This window comes from Streptococcus gingivalis (genome assembly GCF_035544715.1).
In the GTDB taxonomy this organism is placed as follows: domain Bacteria; phylum Bacillota; class Bacilli; order Lactobacillales; family Streptococcaceae; genus Streptococcus; species Streptococcus gingivalis.
In genome coordinates this window covers 402,501-424,631 of the sequence record NZ_JAYKTO010000002.1, presented here as the reverse complement: position 1 = coordinate 424,631, position 22,131 = coordinate 402,501, and the positions used below count along the sequence as shown (strand labels likewise).

The following is a 22,131-nucleotide window of genomic DNA, read 5'->3' as shown; positions in this document are numbered from 1 at the left end:
TAAATTGAAATGTTGATTTTCATTTACAGTTCTATTTTCATAAAAAACTGTTCTTTGATACAGATCTATAAAATTATATAAAAATAAAAACATTTTATGAGTTAAAGTTATTCAATCATCTACCGAAACTTTCCGCCGTGAGAAAAGTGCTAGAAACACTAGTGTTTCTAGCACTCGGGAGTTTTGAAACTTTAGGTTCAAAACTAAGTCATGGAACTTCGTAGAAGTTCGCTGACGTCCGTACTCACATAAGGAAAGCTTCTAAGAGGACTTTCTCTTCAATATAAAAGGCTCTGGAGATCCCTCCAAAGCCTTTTCGAACTACCTGTTCTTATTTTTTAGAAGCAAGGAATTCGTCGTATTGTTTTTGCATTTCGTCAAGCACTTTTTGGTAAGCACCTTCTGATTTCAATTTTTCAAGCATCTTAGGAACTTCTACTTCAGGATCCACTGTACCAGTATTGATCGCACCTGCGAATTGGTTCAAAGTATTTGTAAGAGCAGTGATTTCTGATTTCACTTTATCTGTGTTAAAGATGAAGCCAAGTGCTGGAGATTCTTTTGCAGTTTCCAAGTCTTTCTTAGATTGTGCAATTTGTTCATCTGTTACGTTTTCGTTGATGTAAAGAATCCAGTTGTTACCAGTGTTCCATCCAGACATGTGAGTGTTTCCGTTGTAGCCATCCAAGACTTTGACACGGTTTTCTTTGCCGGGAACTTTTTCCCAGTTCTTGCCTTCTGGTCCATAAACAAGGCCGTTCAAGAGTTCTGGATCAGTGTTCAAGAGGTTCAACACTTCCATTGCTTTTTCTTTGTTCTTAGAGTTGTTTGAGATAACAAAGTTAGCTACTTGAGTAGTATTGTTCTTCTTGTACAGTTCAGTAAATGGTTTGATTTCGATCTTACGGTTTGCTACACGAGAAAGCAAGCTGTTACCGTAGTCAGCTGGTCCTACTGTTTCTTCACGAACCAACCATGTATCTTGAGAAAGATCATAACCAGTGTCGCTAGTTGCTACGTCTTTTGGAATGTATCCTGCTTCGTAGTATTTGTGAAGAGTCTTCAAGTTTTCTACATAACGAGGAATGGTGTAACGGTCAACGATCTTAGTAGTGTCACCTTTCAAGTCAACAACGAATGGAAGTCCATCAACAGCCACATAGTCAAAGTCATCTGAAGGTCCACCGTAGCTCTTGTTCATTGCAAATGGAACAACGTTTGGATCTTTTTCTTTGATGGCTTTCAAGACTGGTTCAAGAGAAGCATAGTCTTTCACGTTTGAAACGTCGATACCATATTTTTCAAGAAGTGGTCCGTTAAATGCAAAGTTTTGAGAAGATGCAACGTTAGCTGCTACTGGAACAGCATAGATCTTGCCGTTTACAGTGTTCCCTTTGATGTAAGCTGGGTCAAGTGCTTTGTAAAGGTCTTTCCCTTCTTTCTTGTACAATTCTGTCAAGTCAGCATAAGCACCTTTTTGAGCGTTAATGACATAGTTATTAGCAAAGGCAATATCATAGTTTTCACCAGATGAGATGATAACGTTCATTTTTTGTGCATAGTCACCCCAACCAAGATATTGGATATCCAATTTTGCGCCAACTTTCTTTTCAATGATCTTGTTGGCATTTTTAAGAAGAACATCCAAGTTATCTGGTTTATCACCGATTTGGTACATCTTGATGATTGGTTTACCGTCTTCAGTTGTTGCAGACTTCTTGTTGTTCCCTGTAAGGTTTCCACAAGCAGCAAGAGTAGCTCCAAGAGCGATGACACTAGCAGATGCTAACGCGTATTTTTTCCAATTTTTCATAAGAAAAATCTCCTTTATGTTATTTTCTTTTTAGACTAAGTTATGAGTTGAAAATCCTGCTGATTTTCAATAAACGATGTTATTCTTTCACACCACCGATGGTCAAGCCTTTTACAAAGTAGCGTTGGAAGAATGGATAGAGAATGGCGATTGGCACTGTTGCCACAACCACCATGGCCATACGTCCTGTTTCCCGTGGGATGGATTGTACAGCTCCTGCCAATTGGCCGGATACCCCGACGTTTTTAGCGATGTAATCCATATTGTTTTGGATTTGCATCAAGAGGTATTGCAATGGGTAAAGGTTGTCACTCTTAATATAGAGGAGGGCGTTGAACCAGTCATTCCAGAACCCTAAAGCGGTGAACAAACTGATGGTCGCAATCCCTGGAAGAGACAATGGCAAGCAGATTTGGAAGAAGATCCGTGTTTCACTTGCCCCATCGATCCGAGCGGATTCAAGGATAGCTTCTGGAATGGTCCGTTTAAAGAAGGTCCGCATCAAGATGATGTTAAATGGACTGAGCAACATTGGGATAATCAAAGCCCCGATGGTATCACCTAACTTCAAGAGTTGAGTGGTGACAATGTAGCTTGGAACCAACCCTGCACTAAAGAGCATACTAAGGAGTGAAAATACGGTAAAGAACTTGCGGTATTTAAAGGTACTCCGTGAGATAGCGTAAGCATAAGTTGTGGTGATAAAGACATTACATGCTGTTCCCACAATGGTCACAAACAAGGTAATGAAGAGGGCTTGCAAGATTTTGTCTTTGAACTGTACCAAGAAGAGGTAACCATCAAATCCAAATTTTGCTGGCCAGAATTGGAAGCCATGGACTGCCAAACTTTGTTCGTCTGTCAAAGAGATCATGACAACGAAGATGAAGGGAAGCACACAGGTCAAGCCGACCAAGGTCAACAACAAGGTAAAGAAGAAGTTGCTCTTCTTACTGAAAGAATGGATCCCGACATTATCAATTTTTTCTTTTTGAATGGTTGATTTTTTCATACGATCCTCCTTTCTAGAAGAGAGCGGCATTCTTATCAATGCGACGGGCAATGATATTTGAGATTAACACAAGAACCAGCCCGACTACCGATTGGTAAAGACCGGCTGCTGCTGTCATCCCGATATCCCCTGACTTGGTCAAACCGTTGTAGACATAAACATCAATAACGTTGGTTACACTATAGAGAGCTCCAGCATTATGCGGGATTTGGTAGAAAAGACCGAAGTCTGCGCGGAAGATATTTCCGACTGCAAGAATGGTCAAAACCGTAATCAAGGAAGACAACTGAGGAATGGTGATGTTGCGAATGCGTTGCCACTTAGACGCACCATCCACGGTCGCTGCTTCATAGTAAGTTGGGTCAATTCCCATGATGGTTGCATAATACATGACACTGCTATAACCAAAGCCTTTCCAGATTCCTAAGAAGAGGAGAAGCGCTGGCCAGATCCACAATTCCGAATAGAAATTGATGGCTTTCATACCAAATGAAGTTAAGATGTGGTTGACCAATCCTTTGTCCACGTTAAGGAAGGCATCGGTGAAGAAGCTGATGATAACCCATGATAGGAAGTACGGGAAGAGCATGGAGGTTTGAAGCACCTTGACCACTCTTTTTGATCTCAACTCACTAAAGATGATGGCGATCCCAACGGAAACAATCAATCCTAAGAAGATGAATCCTAAGTTGTACAATACCGTGTTTCTTGTAATAATGTAGGCATCTTTGGAACTAAAGAGGAATTTGAAGTTGTCAAAGCCAACCCACTTACTCTTCATGACACTGTCAATGAAGCCCTCTCCTGTGATATGATAGTCCTTAAATGCTACGATATTCCCAAAAACCGGAATATAGAAGAATAAGATTAACCACGCTGCACCAGGTAAGACCATTAAAAGAAAAATGAAATTTTCTCTCAGAGTCCTTACAAACTTTTTCATTTAACTCCCCCCTTTGAGCCTTGAGCGTGTTTATTTGCTTTGGTAGCGTTTACATCACCTATTATAAGATAGCCCATTTATATTTTCAAACTCCTAATTATAGAAAAAATTCTACAAATTTATGACATAGCTTTAAAAAAGGAGTAGAAAAGGGTGTTCGTAAAGACAGCTCCTCTTCTACTCCTAGCCACTGTAGATGAGACTTCTGTCATCCAACTTGGCATTTTTTACGTTGTATAAATGGTTGAGGCAGTCGCAATAGTATGCCACTGATTAGCCGTTGTGGCTGCGAAGTCCTGATCTCCGTAGAAATCGTTGAATGGCAAGATTTCTACTTCTAGTTCATCGATACATGTGATGGAACCAGCTAGATAGTCTTCAATCCGACTTTCAGCTCGCTTGATCCGTTGCAAGAGTCCACCCATCCGGATGTCTACGGTATCCAAGCCAAAGACCTTGTTTTCTTTCAACCATTGGTGGCTAAAGAGGTCATGGAAGGTTTCAATCTGGCTTCTGAGTTTTGGCAATTCTCCTCTAGCGATTTGTTGCAAGCTCTCTTTATCACCTGCTTGATAGGCCTCACGAATGCGTCGGCCCACATCCACTTTATTACTTAAAATGGCATTCAACTGAGCCTGAGTCTCAAAGAGATAGGCGTAGACACCCGCTTTTACTTTAATGTCAGAAAGTGTCTCAGCTGCCTTGGCAAAGTGAGGCTTATCCTGTTCAGGTGTCATGTGCTTGTCAAGGATTGGGCAAAGAACATCCTGATAAAAGACATAGCGATTAGGGTTGAGTCCACTGAGATTATCTGGTAGATCTGGCAAGAGGTTGGCAAGATCCAGCTGCATGAAGTCCTCAACAGATAGACCTGTATTAGTCTTGAAGTGAGCTGACAGACGTTCTAAATCATTACGATAGCTAAGTTCTGCCCAGATTTGTAAGCTAGGCAGAATCGAGAACTGGGCCGTTTCACCACCGTTGTCCCCCCAACCTGTCACGATGACTTCCTTGATCTGATTGGCACGGCAAGCTTTATTGGCTTCTACTGCAATAAGACGGCTGAAATGGTTGTGGGGCGTAAAACCAATCCACTTCCAGGCACCACCAGCAAAGGCGATATCTTGACTAATCTTGTGGTGATTACGGAAGTTTCGGTTGTATTTTTCCTCGCTATCCTGATAATAATCCCAGTAAACCAAGGTGACACGGTCTTTGAGACGATCTAGGTAAACACGCGTTTCTTCTGGAATCTCCACATCACGGTCATACTGACCATCTGCTGACATGAGCTTGAAGAACATATCACTCCACATCTGGCAGTGGAAACCATACTTGTCTGCAATATCCAGCACGCGCTCCAAGTGTTGGCACATAAGGAGGCTACGATCAACCACACCGTTTAAGATAAGATAGCGTCCCAAACCAACCAAGTGAGCTTCGTCCATGCCGATATTGACCTTGCGTGTTTGTAGTTTAGACAAAGTAGCAAACATGCCGTCGATTAGGTCGTAAACTTTTTCTTCGCCGATGAGGAGAATGTCCTCTACATCACGAAGTTGCTGGACTTCTTTAACACCCCATTTGACAAAGGCTGATAAGTGGGCCAAGGTCTGAATACATGGTACAAAGGTCATATCAAACTGCTGGGCATAGGCTTCGATTTCCTGTAACTCTTCAGCTGAATAAGCCCCGCGGAAATAACCAAAATAAGGTTGCCCTTCAATCTGATAGGTATCTTCCATGTAGAGCTCAAAGGTTGAATAACCCATCAGAGCCAAAACTTCAATCATCTGCTTGGCTGATGCAACATTTAGAACTGCATTTCGCGAACAGTCGGCCATGTAGGCTAAATCTTCATAAGCCGCTTGCTCCTCAATCTCTACCTTATCACCTTCTACCAAAGCTGTTGCGAGAACAGACCAGGCGCGATAGAGTTGGTGAGGTTTGCGATAAGTCAATTGATAGCTTCCGCCTTCACCCTTGATAGAAATAGAAGATTGATCAGACTGGGTGACTGCCACTTCTACATCTGGTAGAGAAATGTGCTTTTGAAGTAAGTCTATAGCTTGCTGTTGTTTACTGCTAATTCCGGTAAAATTTACCATTGGTTTTCCTCCTGTAACCAGTTGACAAGGGCACCGTAGAGATTGGCATCTGCCTGATAGGTGCAGGCTTGGATCACTGGCGCAATTGTATACTCTTCATATCTTTCCACAAAGACGTCTACCGCTTTTTGCACCCCTTTGATAAAATCTGGGTTCTGACTGATAGAGCCACCTAGGCTAATGACATCTGGGTCGATGAGGTACTGAATATTGAGGAGCCCTTGAGCAAGATTACGATTCATCCGCTCAATGGCTTCTTGGCAAAGGGCATTGCCTGCTGCCGCCTCTTGGTACACCTTACGTCCATCCCAGTCAGACTGACCAGATTTTTCAATCACATAGCGAACCATGTTTCCTGTTGATGCTAGTTGTGACCAGTTGTTGAGCTTTTCTGCAGGCTCGATAGTGGTCATGTAGCCAAACTCACCGCCCAAACCATGACGACCACGGTGTAGCTTCCCATTGATAATCATGGCTCCACCGATTCCTGTACCAATCACGACACAGGCTGCATTTTCAATCTCAGGATGAGCTAGCAGTTCACTGAGTCCAACACAGTTGGCATCATTTTCTAGGTGGACAGGAAGCTTATGATGAGCAAGCGCCTCATACCATGAGAAACCATGGATGTATGGAATGGCACTGATCCCCTCAATTACCCCTGTTTCTTGGTTAACAGCCCCTGGCACACTCATGGCAATCCCACGGTAGTCACGTTCTGATAAGCGTTGGTCCAACCAAGCCGACAAATCTTCTAGAGTTTCTGGAGTTGGTGTGCTGGCCTTATCTAAAATCTTTCCATCCGGAGTGAGACTAGCAAACTTAATCCCAGTCCCTCCGATATCAATCGTTGCAATGGTCATTGCTTTTACCTGTACAAAGGAGCGAGTCAGCAGTTGGTTCTTACTTTTTCGCTCCTCCTTTCCTTTTATTGTTTCTTCAGCTGCAACCAGCTATACTTCTTCTTTTTTAATCCATTCTGTCCGGATTTCTTGCGGTGCCAATAGTCCTGAATGGACTGGATATGGGCGTTCCAACAAGTCAAGAATGGTTTGTTGTTTTTCAGACACACGGACATTTTCTTGACTCATGTTGTAATAACGAAGGACGTAGCCTTCTTCATTTTCAGCAACTTTAAAGGCTGTTGGGCAGACTTGTGGCAAGCTTAGTGCTGGATGGTTGAAGAGACTACCTGTTGCTGCAACGCTACCTTCTTGTTTTGCAACTTGAAGAGCTGTAAATGGCACCTGGAAGGCTTTAGCACGACGGAAGGCCGAGAAGCGTTCCCCTGCTTGATGGCATTCTACTGCAAACTCAACTTCGATATCGCGCAAGCACTGAGCTTCTGGCGTTGGGAAGTAGCCCCAGTCACCTAGCTCACCTGAAGCACGGAGAAGGGTTACAGCCATGGTGTCGTCCTCAAGGATTTCGTATTCGTGCAATCCTTTATTGGCTACTGTCACTCCTTTAACATCGTCATACAAGCTAACAAAGGCTTGTTGGTGTTGTGGATTTTCAGGATTTTCCCAAGAAGCTGCTGGTTTATTTGGTCTTGTAACAACTTCATAGATGCTTTCAGAATCATTACTTGGGCGTGTGTTATGAGTTTTGACCAAGAGACGAATGCGGTGGTCTTTGGCTGTATTGGTAAAGCGAGTCTTGAAGCGAATTTGTGGATCATCTACAAAAATGGTCATCTCCGTTTCAAGAGGAATGGTTGTCAACTCTTCTGAACGACCTGCATCTCGTTTCATGAACTCGATGATACCTCTTTGTTCAGCATCCAATTTTTCATCTGCGCTAACTGGAATAGTCAAGTCATGTTTGAGCAAAACCTTAGCATAGCGAGCATTGTTTTCCAGAATTTCATAACCTTTCAGTTTTGCGAAAATTGGCTCTGTTCCTTTTGGTTGGAAATAAATGTACTCATTCCCGATATCGCCACGGTCCTCAAATTGGATAAAGTCCTCGTAAGCTTCGTTTGTAGTCTTGTCGTAGACTGTGATACCTTCATCTACACTTACTGTCACAAATGGAGTATCAATAACTCCATTTTGGAAGATACCATCGCTTTGTGCTGCTGGCCCTTCGACTAGTTGGAAGCTTGACCAAGAAAGTGGTGCAAGGTGAATTGGAATTGTCACGCGCACTTGACGTGCAATATAGGGTTGGCGGAATTTATCCTTAGGCAGGGTATAGCCAAAGCTTGCTCCCAAGTCTTCAATCTCTGCTTCTACAAGATGCCCATCTAAATCCTCTACGTGGTAGTCTGGCAAGGTCAAAGCGGCCATTTTCTTGAAGCCTTCTGTCGGGTGCAATTCCTTAAATGGACAAACTGCTACATCGACAATCGTGCTGACGGTATCCACCTTATTATGCAAGCCAGTATTGATGACCGTAAAGAGGTGCTCACTCTGGGCTTTTTGAGTTGCTAGTTTACCCTTCCATTCGTTCAGAAGGTTAGTCTTGACAAAGTTTCCAACTTGGTTGACCTTGGCAAAACGAACTTCCATTTCCCGGTGGACTTCGTCAATACTACAACCACAGATACTATCGTGTGGCGCATTCTGTAAGAGCGTCTTCCAGGCATAGGTCAACTGATCCTTGTGGTTATGACCACCAGTAATAATGGTCAAAGGTTCCACCACTTGTTCTAGCAAGTTGCTATTTTCTTGAAAGGCTTGTTTAAGATAAACGCGTGAAGAAGAGGTATTGGCAAGGGTGTACCAACCATCCGTTTCCTGGCTAGTCAACTCACCTGTAACAGTTGATAGGTGTTCAGGAAGTGCACTTTCCACTGCTTGAACGTATTCATCAAAGGAGCTGTGAACAAAGGTCACGTCAGGGAAAAGTTCGTTTGCCACACGAATGGCTTCACTCAAATTTCGTTGAACTGGTTGGTGATCACATCCGTTCATCATCAACCATTGATTAGTCGATGCATAGTCACGAACATCTGACAATTTTTGTTTCCAGAAAGCCAAAGCTTCATCTTTATCCACTGGAATTTCGTTCCCGTTACTGTACCAGTTAGCAAAAAGAATACCCAGCACACGGCTACCATCCGCCCCTTGCCAGTACATTTCAGAAAATTGAGAGGTAAACTGCTCATCTTCGAGGACCTGGTTGTCAAATCCGATTGGTTTGACACCACGCCCAAAAGCTGCTACGTGAATGCCTGATTTTTGAAGGATTTGAGGAGCTTGCCCCATATTTCCAAAGGTATCAGGGAAGTAACCAATCTGAGTAGATTTGCCCCATTTGGCGCATTCAGCTTGTCCAATCAAGGTATTGCGGACGTTGGCTTCACTGGAGATCAAGTAATCATCCTGCAAAATGTAGAAGGGACCAATCTTGAGCTTGCCCTCGTCGATATAACGTTGCACCTTGTCGCGGTTTTCAGGGCGAATTTCTAAATAGTCGTCAAGGACAATGGTTTGTCCATCTAAGTGGAAACTTTTGAACTCAGGATCATTTTCAAAAAGATCAAAGAGATTGTCAAACAGTTCCACCAATTGCATGCGGTGACTTTCAAAAGGTAGATACCACTCACGATCCCAGTGGCTGTGAGAAATAATATGTACAACAACATTTTCCATGAGTAAAACCTCATTCTAACTTAAATTTAAAGATATATTTGTGATTCTTGACAAGAATCTGTCGAGCAAGAGCTCATTAGCGAATATCCAAGTAATCCAAGACTAATTCGCAGAACATCATGTTGGCCCACGAGAACCATTCACGCGAGTATTTGGTTGGATCATCTACATGGAAACTTTCGTGCATGACACCCGTGCCTCCATCGCAGGCAACCAGCTGATCGAGCAAGAATTTTTTCTCAGCTTTATCTGTCGTTGTCAATCCTTGAATAGAAAGGGCAATCGGCCAGATATAGCGATAAAAGGTATGAGAACTTCCGAGTCCACTTGCGTACTTCCCTTCATAGAAGTAAGGATTTTCAGGGCTCAAAATAGTCCGACGAGTGGCTTGGTAGACTTCGTCGTCGATGGCGCAGTAGCCCAGATAGGGAGCAGCTAACAAACTTGGCACATTTGGATCATCCATGATGCTAGCATTTCCTAAACCATCTACCTCAAAGGCATAGATTTTCTCGCCCTTGCTGTTAGTCGTGTAGGCGTAGTTTTCGATCCCTTCTTGAATCTCCGCTTGGAGGCGTTTGGCATCTGCAATGATGCTTTCACTATCAGCTAGATTCAATGTTGCAAAGATTTCTTGGACATAACCCAAAACAACCACTGCAAACATATTGGATGGAATCAAATAGCTATACTGACAGCAGTCATCACTTGGACGAAAGGCTGACCAGGTCATCCCTGTCACGGCAAAATCTGGCCCAAAGCCGTCATTCACCAGCGTGTCTTCCTTACGATCAGTATCTCGAACGAAGCGATAAGGGGAGTTGTTATGGTCTTGTTCCACCGTCCAGAGATGAAGAATCTCCTTAGTCGCTGTGACAAAGGTTTCATCAAATTGGCTAGTCTCACCAGTTTCTTTCCACAGAAGATAAGCCAGCTGCAAGGGATAGCACAGCGAATCCACTTCATACTTGCGCTCCCAAATCCAGCCATTCAAATCGGTGTGGTCGGTCTCGTGATGGCCTTTCCAGTTCTCCTCAATATTAAAAGAGTTGGCATAAGGATCCTTGAGAATCAAGGTCATCTGACGTTTGACCAAACCAGCAATGGTCTGGCGCAATTGGGGATCTCGTTTAGCCACATGAAGATAGGGCCTCAATTGAGCCGTTGAGTCACGCAACCACATAGCTGGGATGTCCCCTGTTAACACAAAGGTTGACCCATCTTCTAAAATTTCAACTGTATTATCCAAAGTATCTGTATAACAACGTTCAAAGACATCCACCCAATCAGGGTATTCCTTAGCACGCTCAGCCACTTGATCCAACCATTCTCGCACAATTTCTTTTGAATAGGTCATTTATTTTCCTCACACGTATCGATTCTTTCCTATTCAGTATAAAAGATTTCAAATGGGAAATACATACGCAAACTATAGCCCTTTTTCTACAAAATTTTCCATTTGATAAAAACGCTATCATATTTGACAACACTTTGATACAATGAAGAAAATACCACCGCGTGTTCCAAGAAAAACACAGATCATTTAAGGTTGATGAAGAAAAAGGAGACAAGATGCGCACACATTGCCAAACCATCGATACCCGCTGGGGAAGCGATAATCATCCCCACTATTCGCACGGGAACATCCTCCCTTATACCGGAGTCCCTTTTGGGATGAACTACTTCCTTCCCCAGACGACACACGAACAGGGGGCTTGGTTTTTCAACCCCAATCTCCCTATTTTTCAGGGATTTCGCCTCACCCACCAGCCTAGTCCTTGGATAGGAGACTACGCTTGGTGCCTCATCACGCCCATCACAGGGGAAGTTGCAAGTTCCGACCTCTTCCGTCGTCAAAGCAGTTATTCGATGAAAGAAGCCGTTTTCCAACCCCACTACCTCCGTATTTTTTCGGAACGTTATCAGATTCAAAGCGAGCTAGTTCCAAGCCGCTACGGGGCTATCATGCACTTTCGAGCACCAGAAAAGCTGACACTCTGCTTTCATGCAGCAAAGGAACTAGAGGACTTGACTCTGACAGGCCAAACCTGCCACTTCCACATTCTGGATCAGGCCCATACCGCAGATACTTCCTACTCTTTCTATCTCCAGTGGCAATTTAGCCAGCCGATTGAGAGCGTCACTCACATCGATCAAGATCTTTTTCTGACCTTTGCGAGCAATGAAGTGACCGTCCAATTAGGAACTTCTTATCTGTCCCAAGACATGGCTCACAGCCATCTTCCCCACCTTCCCTTAGAAGAAGCTAAAAAAGAAGCAGCCGATCAATGGAATCAGCTGCTAAAACGAATTGAAGTAAAAGATACCGGAGGGCGTGACCAAGCCTTTTTCGATCATTGCCTTTACCGACTCCTCCTTTTCCCTCAAACCTTTTATGAAACAGATACCGAGGGAAATGACTGGCACCTGGATGTCACCCATAATGAAATCAAACCAGGAAAAGCTTATACCAATATCGGATTTTGGGACCTCTTTCGGACCTCTTTTCCGCTCTTTAGCCTTGTCTACCCCGATTACTACCGTCACTTTCTCGAAGGATTTTTAAACACTTACAAGGATACTGGTTTTCTACCAAAATGGTTGGCCCCAGATGAACGAGGGATGATGCCAGGTACCCTCATTGATGGGGTCTTTGCGGATGCTGTCACAAAAGGGATCGCACCAGACCTACATGAAAACATGCTGACAGCTATGCTCCAGACAGCTCAAAAAACAGATCCCACTCAACATTTTGGTCGCCATGGCAATGAAAGCTACAAGGCCCTTGGCTACCTACCCGATGATTTTCACGAAAGTGTGAGCCATAGCCTAGATTATGCCTATAGTGATTTTTGCATTGCTACCGTTGCCAAGCAATTGGGTCAGACAGAAACAGCCACTCGGTATACTGCTTCCAGCCTCTCCTACCGAACATTGTACGATGCCCAAACAGGCTTTATGAGAGCACGATCCACCAATGGAACCTTTAAAGAACCCTTCTCTCCTACCAGCTGGGGAGGAGATTATGCAGAATGCTCTGCCACCCAAGCTACTTTTGGAGCCTTACACGACCTCTCCGGTCTGATAGAGCTAATGGGCGGTGAAAAAGCCTTCACCCAACGACTGCTGGATCTGGCCAATCAAAAACCTCAATTTGATGTAAGAGGATATGGCTATGAAATCCATGAAATGAGTGAAATGGCCCAAGCTCCATTTGGGCAGATCGCCATCTCCAATCAACCCAGCTTTCACATTCCCTACCTCTTCCGTTACAGTCTTCATCCCGAATACACTAATCTCCTGATCCACCAGATCCGTTCCCAAGTTTTCCATCAAGATTTCCAAGCCTATCCAGGTGATGAGGACAATGGTAGCCTATCTGCTTGGTACATCTGGTCAGCCCTTGGACTCTATCCAACCTGTCCTGGAAAACCAATCTATGATCTAGGCCTCCCTCTCTTTAAAGAAGTCCTTCTCCATCTTCCCAAGCAAGAGCTCAAGATTTGCGCCAACTCACACACTGCAGGCGCCTATTTCATCCAAAAAGCCCTATTAGATGGCAAAGAGAAACAAGAGGTTTCCCATCAAGATCTCCTTGAAGCCCAATTGCTCCAATTTGAGCTTTCTTGGCTCCCCCCACATGCATAAGAAAAAGAGAGTGGGACAGAAGTCCTAGCCTCTCAATTATTTTTAGATTGTCGAGCAAGACGCAGTGGTTGAGTGGGCTCTACTACGCTGATTTCATCAGCTTTTACAGCCCTACTCAACTGTGCGGAGGTGGGACGACGAAATCGAATTCTAACGAATTACCGATTTCTGTCCCACTCTCTTTTTCCATTATTCATCTCCTACATGATAGTAGATCGAGCCTTGTTCCCCAAAACTAGCGATACCAACACCAGACCATAAGCGGTTTTTAGAGGTATCTGATGTATCTTTAAAGACGACTTGTCCTTGATCATCGACCTGATCACCAATGGTCACTCCTGCAGGAATATACTCCAACAAGAAGCCTCCATCACGACCACCATAAATGCCTTCTGATGCTGTTCCATAATCTGTCAAAGAAGCTCCATAGCCCTCTAACTCTTGTGAGACCAACCCTTTGTCGTTAAAGACCAGCTTGTTTCCCTTATCATCTTGCCAGACCCCAGCAATACTGCTGTAATCTCCATTGGCAATCGCTTCAAGATCCATTTTCTTCACTTCTTTTTTCTCTTCTTTTTTTTCTTTCTCCTTCACTTCCGAACTAGAAGCAGCCGTCTTTTTGACTTCAGAAGAGGTCGTCGTTTGACTAGAGGAAGCGGTTGATTTTTTACTCGCTCCCTGTTGCGAACAAGCTACCAACAGGACCACGCTGAGAAGACTCACAAGAATTGCACCAACTTTTTTCATTTAAAATTCCCCATACATTTTTTAATTTAAAGCCCTTTCATTGTAACGTATTTTCAAGCATTTGACAAGCTTCACTCCCCATTTTTAATCAAAAAGAGACCGGGATAATCAGTCCTAGTCTCTCTTTTGATACAACTTTTAATGAGCCAGCATTTCCTGTGCCACTTCTAAACCAGATAAGTTCGAAGGATAATAAGTTGGCCAATTTTCCAACTCATCATAAAGCGCTTCTTGACTCTTTCCTCCATGGAAAATGTGGAAGTGAGCTGCCTTTACCGGAGTAATTTCATGGTCACTAAATTGAACATATTTGAAGTCTCCCGCATCGCTCTCTTTCGCTTCAAAAAGATAACGAACACCACGATTCCCCTTCTTATAAGTCAAAATGTGCTTACCTACGTATTTATAGGTGTATTTCTTAGAAGATCCTTTTTGATAAAACTCCATTGAATCCTTATCAATCTTAATCCGATCAATATCTGTTTGGTAACCCTTGGTATAATATTCCTTATACTCAGCAGCCGTCATAGTTGGATTTAATTTTGCCTTATAATCAAAGACCTGATCCAACGTTCCATCTTGCAAGTATGGATAAACTGATTTCCAATCACCTGCATAATTTTCTAAGCTACGATCCTTCACTTGACTATCCTCGAAATAGCCCTTTTGAACTGTCTTTGAATCTTCCTCATGTTCCGGTTGAATATCCTTACCAGCTTGTGACGTTGTTTTCTCTAGCGCCTTCAGATTCTCCTTCATAACAGACACGTAGTCTTCGCCATTTTTCATTTCTTGATCCGTCAGGCTTTCCAAAGGATTTAAGACAGCCAACTCAACACCAGCTTCAGAAGACAAGGTTTTCGCCAAGGACTTAGAAGCATTTTCCTCAAAGTAAATGACCTTGATCTCATTTTTCTTGATATACTCTGTCAATTCACGCAATCGTGCGGCAGAAGGCTCACTATCAGGTGAAATCCCTGAAATGGCTACCTGGTTTAATCCATAATCCAAGGCCAAGTAACGGAAAGCTGCGTGTTGGGTTACGAAATTCTTTTGTTTTGCATCTTTCAACCCATCCTGATAAGCTTGATCCAAGGCCTGTAATTTCTTCAGATAGGCTTGGGCATTTTTCTCAAACGTCTTTTTCTTATCTGGATAAGCTGCGACTAACTGATCACGAATCGACTCTACCATCTTCATGGCACGATGTGGAGAGAGCCAAAGGTGAGGATCATATTCATGATGGTGTTCTTCGCCCCCTTCGTGTTCATGTTCCTCTTCCAATCCAGGAAGCAAGACCATGCCCTTGGTGGCATCGATCACTTTGGTTTTCTTATCCTTCATTGATTTCAAAAGATTTGGAACCCAGGTTTCCATATTTTCATTTTCATAGACGAAAACATCCGAATCTTGAATCATGGCCCGCCCCTTAGCAGACAATTCATATTCATGAGGCTCTGATCCCGCTCCAATGAGCAGGTCTACCGTTCCTTCATCTCCGACAATATTTTTTGTAAAATCATAAACAGGATAGAAAGTGGTCATCACTTTTAATTTCCCATTTTGACTCTGACTTTTGCCACAAGCTGTCAAAACAAGTGTTAAAGCCACTAACAATAACCAACCAAATTTTTTAACGTTCATATCTACTTCCTCAAACGTGATCCAAGATTCACAAGCAAGAACAAGGCCACAAATAAAAGCGTGATGCTGGCACTCGCTGGTGTATCTGCAATATAAGACAAAATCAACCCACTAAACATCCCGATAAAACCAATGATGACCGCAATCAGCATGACCCCACGGAAGTTCTTCCCTAATTTCAGCGCAATACTAGCCGGTAAGACCATGATGGTTGAAACCAATAACGATCCTGCTGCAGGAATCATTAAAGCAATAGCAACACCCGTTACCACATTAAATAAGATGGACATGGTCCGGACCGGAAGGCCATCTACGAAGGCCGTATCTTCATCAAAGGTCAAAATATACATAGGCCGCAAGAATAAGGCCGTCAGCACTAATACAACGAAAGCAATCACAAACAAGGCGATCACCTGTTCATCCGTAATGGTTAGGGTAGAACCAAACAAATATTGATCCAAGCTCATGGAGCTTTTCCCACCACCACGCATCAGTACCAAAGCTAGGGCAAGACCAGTGGACATTAGAATTGCCGTCCCGATCTCCATAAAGTCCTTAAATAAGGTCCGCAAATACTCTAGAAAAACCGCAGCTATAATGACAATGATCATAGTCGAGAGCGTTGGAGAGATCCCAAGGAAAAGCCCAAAAGCGACACCCGCAAGAGAGACGTGACTCAGCGTATCACTCATCAGACTCTGCCGTCTCAAAATCAAGAAAATCCCTAACACAGGAGAAAAAAGACTCATGGCAACCATAGCCAACAAGGCCCGCTGCATAAAATCATACTGGAATAAATCAAGCATGGTCACCCTCCCCTTCTGTATCATGGACGTTAAAACATCTCCAAGGAGAGCTCTGGTCACGAACCAAATGAATATTCCGATCCGCAAATTGGTTAACCTCTTCAGGGTCATGGGTAATCATTAACACAGATTTTTGATGGTAATGCGCACTGTGATGCATCAACTCATAAAAATCACTCTTTGTCGTCGCATCCATCCCTGTTGTCGGTTCATCTAAAACAAAGATATCCGGATCTGAAGCAAACATCCGAGCAATGACGGCCCGCTGTTTCTGACCACCAGACAAAGAACCAATCGCCCGATCCTTGAACTCCAGCATGCCAACAGATTCTAAACTCTTTAGAATATGCTTTTCATCGTGCTCATTCAACTTTCGAAACCAGCCTTTACGAGGATACCGACCTGACTTCACAAATTCATAGACCGTACTTGGAAATCCAGCATTAAAACTAGCAATCTGTTGTGGCAAATAAGCAATCCTTAACTTCTTTCCCTTAACATTCGTCTTTGAAATCTCAACTGTCCCGACCTTGGGCTGTAAAATCCCAAGACTAGCCTTAATCAAGGTTGACTTAGCAGCACCATTTTCACCAGTCAGCGTAACAAACTCTCCACTATCCAAGTAATAATTAATCCCTTCCAGAACCGGTTCTCGATCATAATAGAACGATAAATTTGAAACCGTAATATACCTCAACCTATAACTCCTCTTCTAATAAATCTAAAAATCGCGAAATAACTCCTTGCTCATTATGAGTAAATTTCGACAAAACATCCTCATAAGTGTGAAGTGTATGCTGATGGTGATGTTGATGCTCTAAGGCAATCGGCTTGCCAATATCAGTTAAGCGATAATAGAGAACCCGGGCATCATTCTCATCGCGATAAGTCTCTAACATCCCCTGGCTTAATAAGGGCTTCACAGCCTTCGTGATAGCCGCCTGACTGACATTCAATTTCTTAGCTAAGACAGAATTGGTTAGAGCTTCATCAGCAACCAGCATTAAAATATGTTCCTGAGTGTTGGTTAATGAAACACCACTTGTACAAGAACCAACTAAAATCTCATGCTGATTTTCTGATAACAATAAAATAGAATTTAAAAATCGATCGATTTTATTTGCAACTTCAGACAAAATTAACTCCTTCTAATTCACTAAAAGAAACTTTACCGGTTAATTATATCATAAAAAAGAAAAAAATAAAACAAAAAAAGGAGCAAAACTCCTTTATAATCTATACCGGCGGCCGGGGTCGAACCGGCACGTCCTTGCGGACACTGGATTTTGAGTTCCATAACTCCATTATTTAAATCTTACAACCCTGATTTAATAGGGTTTTAAGCCTTTTGAATCTTGCAAAATAGACTCATTTTTCAAATTTTAGTAACTTTTTGGTAACACTCCATACCTTATCGTTCTAAGAGCATCATCAGAGAATAGACGATATGTCCCAACAGGTTATATTCATCCAGAGGTATTCAAGACACTTGTACGATTAACAGTTAATGTAATCATTTTATTTTCTCCTTTAATTAGGGTAAGTGTTTTTTATTATTTTAACAAAAATAACTCTTTAGCCCAAGAATTTGATAATTCATTTTCTAACAAAACTTTTTTTTTTAAATTTATCTTATGATATACTAAACTTATCAGCTATTGGTTCTGAAAAAGTGTCTGCCACAGTTTTACTACAAATTCTCATGACTTGTGCCAAGATTTATAAAAAACGGATAGCTATAATAGCTCTTAGAGCAAAAACATGACATATAGGAGGTTAAAGACATGTCATACTTTTATCTTTTTATCGCCATTGTAGGAGAGATATTGGGAACTAACCTTTTGAAATTATCAGACGGTTTTACAAAGCCTATTCCAACCGTTTCTGCCCTACTTAGCTATGGCGTTTGTTTCTATTTCCTCTCACTAGCAATGCAAAAAATTCCTTTAGGAATAGCTTATGCAACATGGTCAGCTGTCGGTTTAGTTTTGACAGCCTCTATCGCAGTAATGATTTTCAAAGAAACACTAAATGTTTATAGCATTATCGGTTTAATTTTGATTATCATTGGTGTTGTCATGGTTAACTTATTAGGAAATGCAGGACATTAATAAAACCGGCTCTATACTATTTGTAGTGGGTAAATCCCCTATGGATATTATGGAGCCTATTTTGTTGTAGAAAAAAAGTTCCATAAGAACTATAATGAAAAGCTAGAATTCTGTCAATATTTTGGACACATTTTGGGAGGGAATTTTGAAGACTAGCGTCCTCCTAATTTTCCCAATAAGTTTTAACTTCTTCAAAAATCTTATTCAAAAGTTCTGCATCTTTTTCTGACAACTGATTTTTTTCTATAACTCTATCTTTTAGTTCTGTTGCCTTTATTTTATTTCTTGCCACCGAAACTGCTATTGAATGTTTCAAAATATCAAACTCATCCTTTGAAAAGTTTGCAATATTGGTAAGATCTAATTGTTCTAGAGGTAAACTACTGATAATTGAATAAGGTTTTTGTCCCAGCAAATAATCTGTAGTAGTCCCAAAGATATTTGCTAATTTCACAACGAATTCTAATCCTGGTTCTAACGTTCCATTCTCCCACCGAGAATATGTCCCTTGTTGAACTCCAATTAATTCCGATATTTGTACTTGAGTTAACTTTTTTGATTTTCTGAGAGTTTTTAACCTCTCTGAAAATTTATAATCCTCTGTATACATAATTCTCCTATAGATATTCTTATTCGTATATTTTAGCTTGACAAAATATTCTAAACGGTATAAAATAGAATTATTCCATAAGGAATATTTGTTTTGAGATTGAATATTCCATTGAGAATATTATAGCATAAAAGGAGGTAAAAGCGTATGTAACTAGTAGTCGATTTAAAAAATTTTAATAAAGGAGGTAGGATTCGACAAAATAAAAAATCTTGAAACAAATGTGCCGTTCGTTCCAAGATCAAAACATATTATGTAACAATTATACCACAGAAAACTCTTCAGTTGCACAAGAAAATTTCGGAGGTTTCACAAAAAGATGACCAATAAAGAGTTAGTCAATCAAATTTCTGGCCTAAACTCTACCTCTACTCTTAAAAATTGGATTCAACTGATTAAAGAGATAAGTGGCAAGGAATTTAAGAAAATTAAAGTTCCTATCAGTAGAAATCCCAGAACTCATCAATTAAGTTATACAGTTGCCTATGATTTTACAGACGAAGACCTTAGACAATTTCAAAAGTTAGCTAAACTAAAACTTGAAATAGGTCTAAAAGAGGCTATACAAGCCGTATTTGGGAGTCTAGCAGACAATGAACATGAATCCCTAAACCAAGTAATAGATGAGCTCTACGATGAACTGAGCGCCTTAAAACAGGAATTTAAGCGAGAAATGCGACTGATAAAAATTGAGAATTCCAACCTAAAAAAGAAAATCCAAGATATTGAAGAGTCGATGCAAACCGGCTTACTAGGGTTTGTTAACAAGAGGTCAAAAAATAGGTTCGGCTAATAGCGAGTTTTCGGCTGAGCCATGAGGCAGAAAGCCGAAAATGAGCGTAGATGCGGACGGACCATTTTTGACCGATAGGGTGTGTAGTAACACCACCCTCTGCAAGTTAGGTGTACCATCGAAAAAATTCAGTATTACCAAGGGTTTTGGAGATTTTAAGGGTGGCAAAATTAGGCAAAAAGTTGAATCAAAATCTATGGCAAAAAATGAGCATTTACGTTCTGTATTTGACTGGATTCAAATTCAGTTTGATAAGACTGAATTTTCGCCAAAAGAAATAATCGAAGATATCCTATTTCTTGACTTTGACCTATTTATTGAGAATAAGGGGAGCCTTAAATACTATAACTATGATAGCCAGCTTCATTATGGGAATATCCGTATCTACTATGGAGCGAAAGAGTCGTCCTACATGCTTGTCATGTCAGGACAGGCACTAGAGTTCTATAGAGATATGGTATTAGATCCAAATAGTCTCTCCGAAAGACAGTTTCTGAACAACCTCTACTACAATTACATTCATTTTTCAGTAAGACGAATTGATATTGCAATAGATGATTTTAATGAAACACCCTATTTCACTCCTAATCAACTTCTAAAGATTTGTCAGAAGAAACGCTTTCTATATGGAAAAAGCACCTACTACAATACCTACGGAGATGAAACGATCGGTCAGACCTTATATTTAAGAAAACCCAATGATGATGAAAGACTTAGAATTTACGATAAGCGCTTAGAACAAGCTGAAAAGCTCGGGATCAGCAAGCGGTATATAGAAAATTGGATAAGAACTGAGTTAGAACTTAGGAAAGCAAAAGCTCACTACTTCATTCAAGAATGGTTGCATTCAGAAATAGATCTTCTTAACTTTACCAAGGGATACCTCAAAGAAAAAGTGAGGTTCTATAGTGATAGTCACTTCTCAAAACCTTTGAGATCTTGGGAAAAGTTTTTAGGTCACTCAAAACCTGTCTCTATCATTATTTCAAAACCAAAGACAGAACTAGAACAAAAATTAGAATGGTTTACCTATAAAGGTTCTGGAGCTATTCTAAAAGCGTATAAATTTCTATACGACAATAACTTACTGCATGAGTATGAGAAATCTAACTATCTCGCACTCAACAATATGGAATATCCACCAGATTTAGCAAGTGGATTAATAGAAAGGGCAATTCTCTTTAAAAGAGAAGATTTAATCCCTACAATCAAAGAAAATATCAAAAGGAGAAATTAAATATGGCAAAAATGCTCTCACAAAATGACTGGAATTTCAATAACATTGGAACAAAATTTGAATTGGATGAAGTCATTCCAAAATTTGAAACGGAAGTCCGAGCAGATGCAAACGGAGAAATTATTAAAAACCGAGATGGTAGCGAAAGACGTTTTAATACCGATAAAATCATTGGTTGGAAATACAATGTAACGATCAAGGATGGACAATTCAAAAAGAAATCAACCCAAGTCTCAGTAGACAATCCAGAAGCTTTAGTCGATAATGACTATATCCAAGCAATGGATCAAGTACCAGTTACATTTGACAATTTACAAGCTACTATGATTAGTTCAACGATGTATTACAAGGCGGATGCTATCCATTTAGTAGATGTAAAACAAAAATAAGTATAAGACAAGGGGAGTTAATCCTCCCCGTACTTAATCTAATTAGAAAAGGAGAGCACATGATTAAAACTGTAACAAAAGATGACCTTATCGAACTTGGATTTGCTCCAGGAACTGCAAGAAAGATTATCCATACTGGCAAATTACTATTAGTGAATCGTGGTTTTAATATCTACGATAACAAACGGATTGGTACAATTCCAGCCAGTGTCGCTGAAGAACTACTAGGAATTGAACTCCAGAAAGAAGCATAATGAATGACTATTCGTAAAACTAAAAGTGGTAAATGGACTGTTGATGTTTCTAACGGTTTCCACCCAGTCACACAAAAAAGAATACGTATTATTCGTAAAGGATTAAAATCTAAAAAGGAAGCCCTAGAACTTGAACAACATATTAGAGTTGTAGAATTAAAAGAAAAACAATTTGACTTTGTAGTGACCACAGATATGTTATTCGACCTACTTGAAGAAGATGATTTGAAAAATGGCAGAAAAATAAGCTATACAAGTACACAAAGAAACAATTATGAGCGACATATTAAGCCCTATTTTAAAAATACAAATTTAAATAAATTAACTTATGACCATATATTCGAATTTCGTGAATACCTAAAAACAAAACCAAAAAAACAAAATGAAAATGAAGTTTTAAGCTATAATACAATTAAT

The 22,131-nt window shown here is 41.1% G+C and carries 20 protein-coding genes (1 of these 20 cut by a window edge); 7 read left to right on the top strand and 13 right to left on the bottom strand.

All coding sequences use genetic code 11. The features are described 5' to 3' along the window. Positions 1 to 331: 331 nt before the first annotated feature. From SM122_RS08480 to SM122_RS08450, 7 genes are all read right to left on the bottom strand, one after another. Positions 332 to 1,813 (bottom strand): ABC transporter substrate-binding protein, encoded by a 1,482-nt coding sequence (locus SM122_RS08480; RefSeq protein ID WP_003009706.1) that lies wholly within the window; start codon positions 1,811 to 1,813, stop codon positions 332 to 334. A 79-nt stretch (positions 1,814 to 1,892) separates the two neighbouring features. Beyond that, positions 1,893 to 2,825, bottom strand: coding sequence for a carbohydrate ABC transporter permease (locus SM122_RS08475; protein ID WP_155169409.1), 933 nt, complete (start codon positions 2,823 to 2,825; stop codon positions 1,893 to 1,895). Positions 2,826 to 2,838: 13 nt separating this feature from the next. Further along, positions 2,839 to 3,768, bottom strand: coding sequence for an ABC transporter permease (locus SM122_RS08470; protein WP_003009701.1), 930 nt, complete (start codon positions 3,766 to 3,768; stop codon positions 2,839 to 2,841). A gap of 227 nt (positions 3,769 to 3,995) precedes the next feature. After that, the gene (locus SM122_RS08465; RefSeq protein ID WP_324738208.1) at positions 3,996 to 5,876 is read right to left on the bottom strand and encodes a beta-N-acetylhexosaminidase; all 1,881 of its coding nucleotides are present in this window, start codon (positions 5,874 to 5,876) and stop codon (positions 3,996 to 3,998) included. Continuing rightward, on the bottom strand, positions 5,870 to 6,739 hold the full coding sequence (locus tag SM122_RS08460; RefSeq protein WP_195327233.1) for an ROK family protein: 870 nt from the start codon (positions 6,737 to 6,739) through the stop codon (positions 5,870 to 5,872). The genes SM122_RS08465 and SM122_RS08460 overlap by 7 nt, the downstream gene beginning before the upstream one ends. A gap of 90 nt (positions 6,740 to 6,829) precedes the next feature. Beyond that, positions 6,830 to 9,475, bottom strand: a complete 2,646-nt coding sequence (locus SM122_RS08455) for an alpha-mannosidase (protein WP_195327235.1) — start codon at positions 9,473 to 9,475, stop codon at positions 6,830 to 6,832. Between the two features lie 76 nt (positions 9,476 to 9,551). Next, the gene (locus SM122_RS08450) at positions 9,552 to 10,832 is read right to left on the bottom strand and encodes a glycoside hydrolase family 125 protein (protein ID WP_195327237.1); all 1,281 of its coding nucleotides are present in this window, start codon (positions 10,830 to 10,832) and stop codon (positions 9,552 to 9,554) included. 215 nt (positions 10,833 to 11,047) lie between these two features. On the opposite strand from SM122_RS08450, the gene SM122_RS08445 reads away from it, so the two are divergent. After that, entirely contained in the window at positions 11,048 to 13,123 is a 2,076-nt protein-coding gene (locus SM122_RS08445; RefSeq protein WP_195327239.1) for a GH92 family glycosyl hydrolase, read from the top strand. A gap of 189 nt (positions 13,124 to 13,312) precedes the next feature. Here the strand turns inward: SM122_RS08445 and SM122_RS08440 are convergent, their stop codons facing one another. The 5 genes from SM122_RS08440 to SM122_RS08420 all read right to left on the bottom strand — a co-directional run bounded on the left by SM122_RS08440 (position 13,313) and on the right by SM122_RS08420 (position 17,456). Then, on the bottom strand, positions 13,313 to 13,870 hold the full coding sequence (locus tag SM122_RS08440; RefSeq protein ID WP_195327241.1) for a DUF6287 domain-containing protein: 558 nt from the start codon (positions 13,868 to 13,870) through the stop codon (positions 13,313 to 13,315). Between the two features lie 138 nt (positions 13,871 to 14,008). Next, positions 14,009 to 15,514 carry a zinc ABC transporter substrate-binding protein AdcA gene (locus SM122_RS08435; protein ID WP_195327243.1) on the bottom strand — a complete coding sequence of 502 codons (1,506 nt, stop codon included), beginning with the start codon at positions 15,512 to 15,514 and terminating at the stop codon, positions 14,009 to 14,011. Between the two features lie 2 nt (positions 15,515 to 15,516). After that, on the bottom strand, positions 15,517 to 16,320 hold the full coding sequence (locus tag SM122_RS08430; RefSeq protein WP_003009676.1) for a metal ABC transporter permease: 804 nt from the start codon (positions 16,318 to 16,320) through the stop codon (positions 15,517 to 15,519). Beyond that, a complete protein-coding gene (locus SM122_RS08425; protein ID WP_195327245.1) occupies positions 16,313 to 17,017 on the bottom strand; it encodes a metal ABC transporter ATP-binding protein in 705 nt (234 codons plus the stop codon). The genes SM122_RS08430 and SM122_RS08425 overlap by 8 nt, the downstream gene beginning before the upstream one ends. A 1-nt stretch (position 17,018) precedes the next feature. Beyond that, the gene (locus SM122_RS08420; protein ID WP_195529796.1) at positions 17,019 to 17,456 is read right to left on the bottom strand and encodes a zinc-dependent MarR family transcriptional regulator; all 438 of its coding nucleotides are present in this window, start codon (positions 17,454 to 17,456) and stop codon (positions 17,019 to 17,021) included. A gap of 648 nt (positions 17,457 to 18,104) precedes the next feature. On the opposite strand from SM122_RS08420, the gene SM122_RS08415 reads away from it, so the two are divergent. Further along, positions 18,105 to 18,431 (top strand): DMT family transporter, encoded by a 327-nt coding sequence (locus SM122_RS08415; protein WP_009732038.1) that lies wholly within the window; start codon positions 18,105 to 18,107, stop codon positions 18,429 to 18,431. 163 nt (positions 18,432 to 18,594) lie between these two features. On the opposite strand, the gene SM122_RS08410 is transcribed toward SM122_RS08415, so the two are convergent. Continuing rightward, a complete protein-coding gene (locus SM122_RS08410; RefSeq protein WP_000287814.1) occupies positions 18,595 to 19,041 on the bottom strand; it encodes a helix-turn-helix transcriptional regulator in 447 nt (148 codons plus the stop codon). 319 nt (positions 19,042 to 19,360) lie between these two features. Here SM122_RS08410 and SM122_RS08405 point away from each other — a divergent pair, with 319 nt between their 5' ends. The 5 genes in view from SM122_RS08405 to SM122_RS08385 are tightly spaced (at most 59 nt apart) and all read left to right on the top strand, a layout consistent with a single transcriptional unit that may run on beyond the window. Continuing rightward, entirely contained in the window at positions 19,361 to 19,834 is a 474-nt protein-coding gene (locus SM122_RS08405) for a hypothetical protein (protein WP_000182279.1), read from the top strand. A gap of 40 nt (positions 19,835 to 19,874) precedes the next feature. After that, positions 19,875 to 21,071, top strand: coding sequence for a replication initiation factor domain-containing protein (locus tag SM122_RS08400; protein WP_324738200.1), 1,197 nt, complete (start codon positions 19,875 to 19,877; stop codon positions 21,069 to 21,071). Positions 21,072 to 21,073: 2 nt separating this feature from the next. Beyond that, entirely contained in the window at positions 21,074 to 21,460 is a 387-nt protein-coding gene (locus SM122_RS08395; protein WP_001096844.1) for a hypothetical protein, read from the top strand. 59 nt (positions 21,461 to 21,519) lie between these two features. Next, complete coding sequence (locus tag SM122_RS08390; RefSeq protein WP_000598356.1) at positions 21,520 to 21,714, top strand: DUF3173 domain-containing protein; 195 nt, start codon at positions 21,520 to 21,522, stop codon at positions 21,712 to 21,714. A gap of 3 nt (positions 21,715 to 21,717) precedes the next feature. Further along, on the top strand, positions 21,718 to 22,131 hold the 5' end (the start) of the coding sequence (locus tag SM122_RS08385; protein WP_324738198.1) for a tyrosine-type recombinase/integrase. The gene runs 720 nt beyond the window's last position; 414 of the gene's 1,134 nt are visible here — the first part of the coding sequence; its start codon is at positions 21,718 to 21,720; the stop codon falls past the right edge of the window.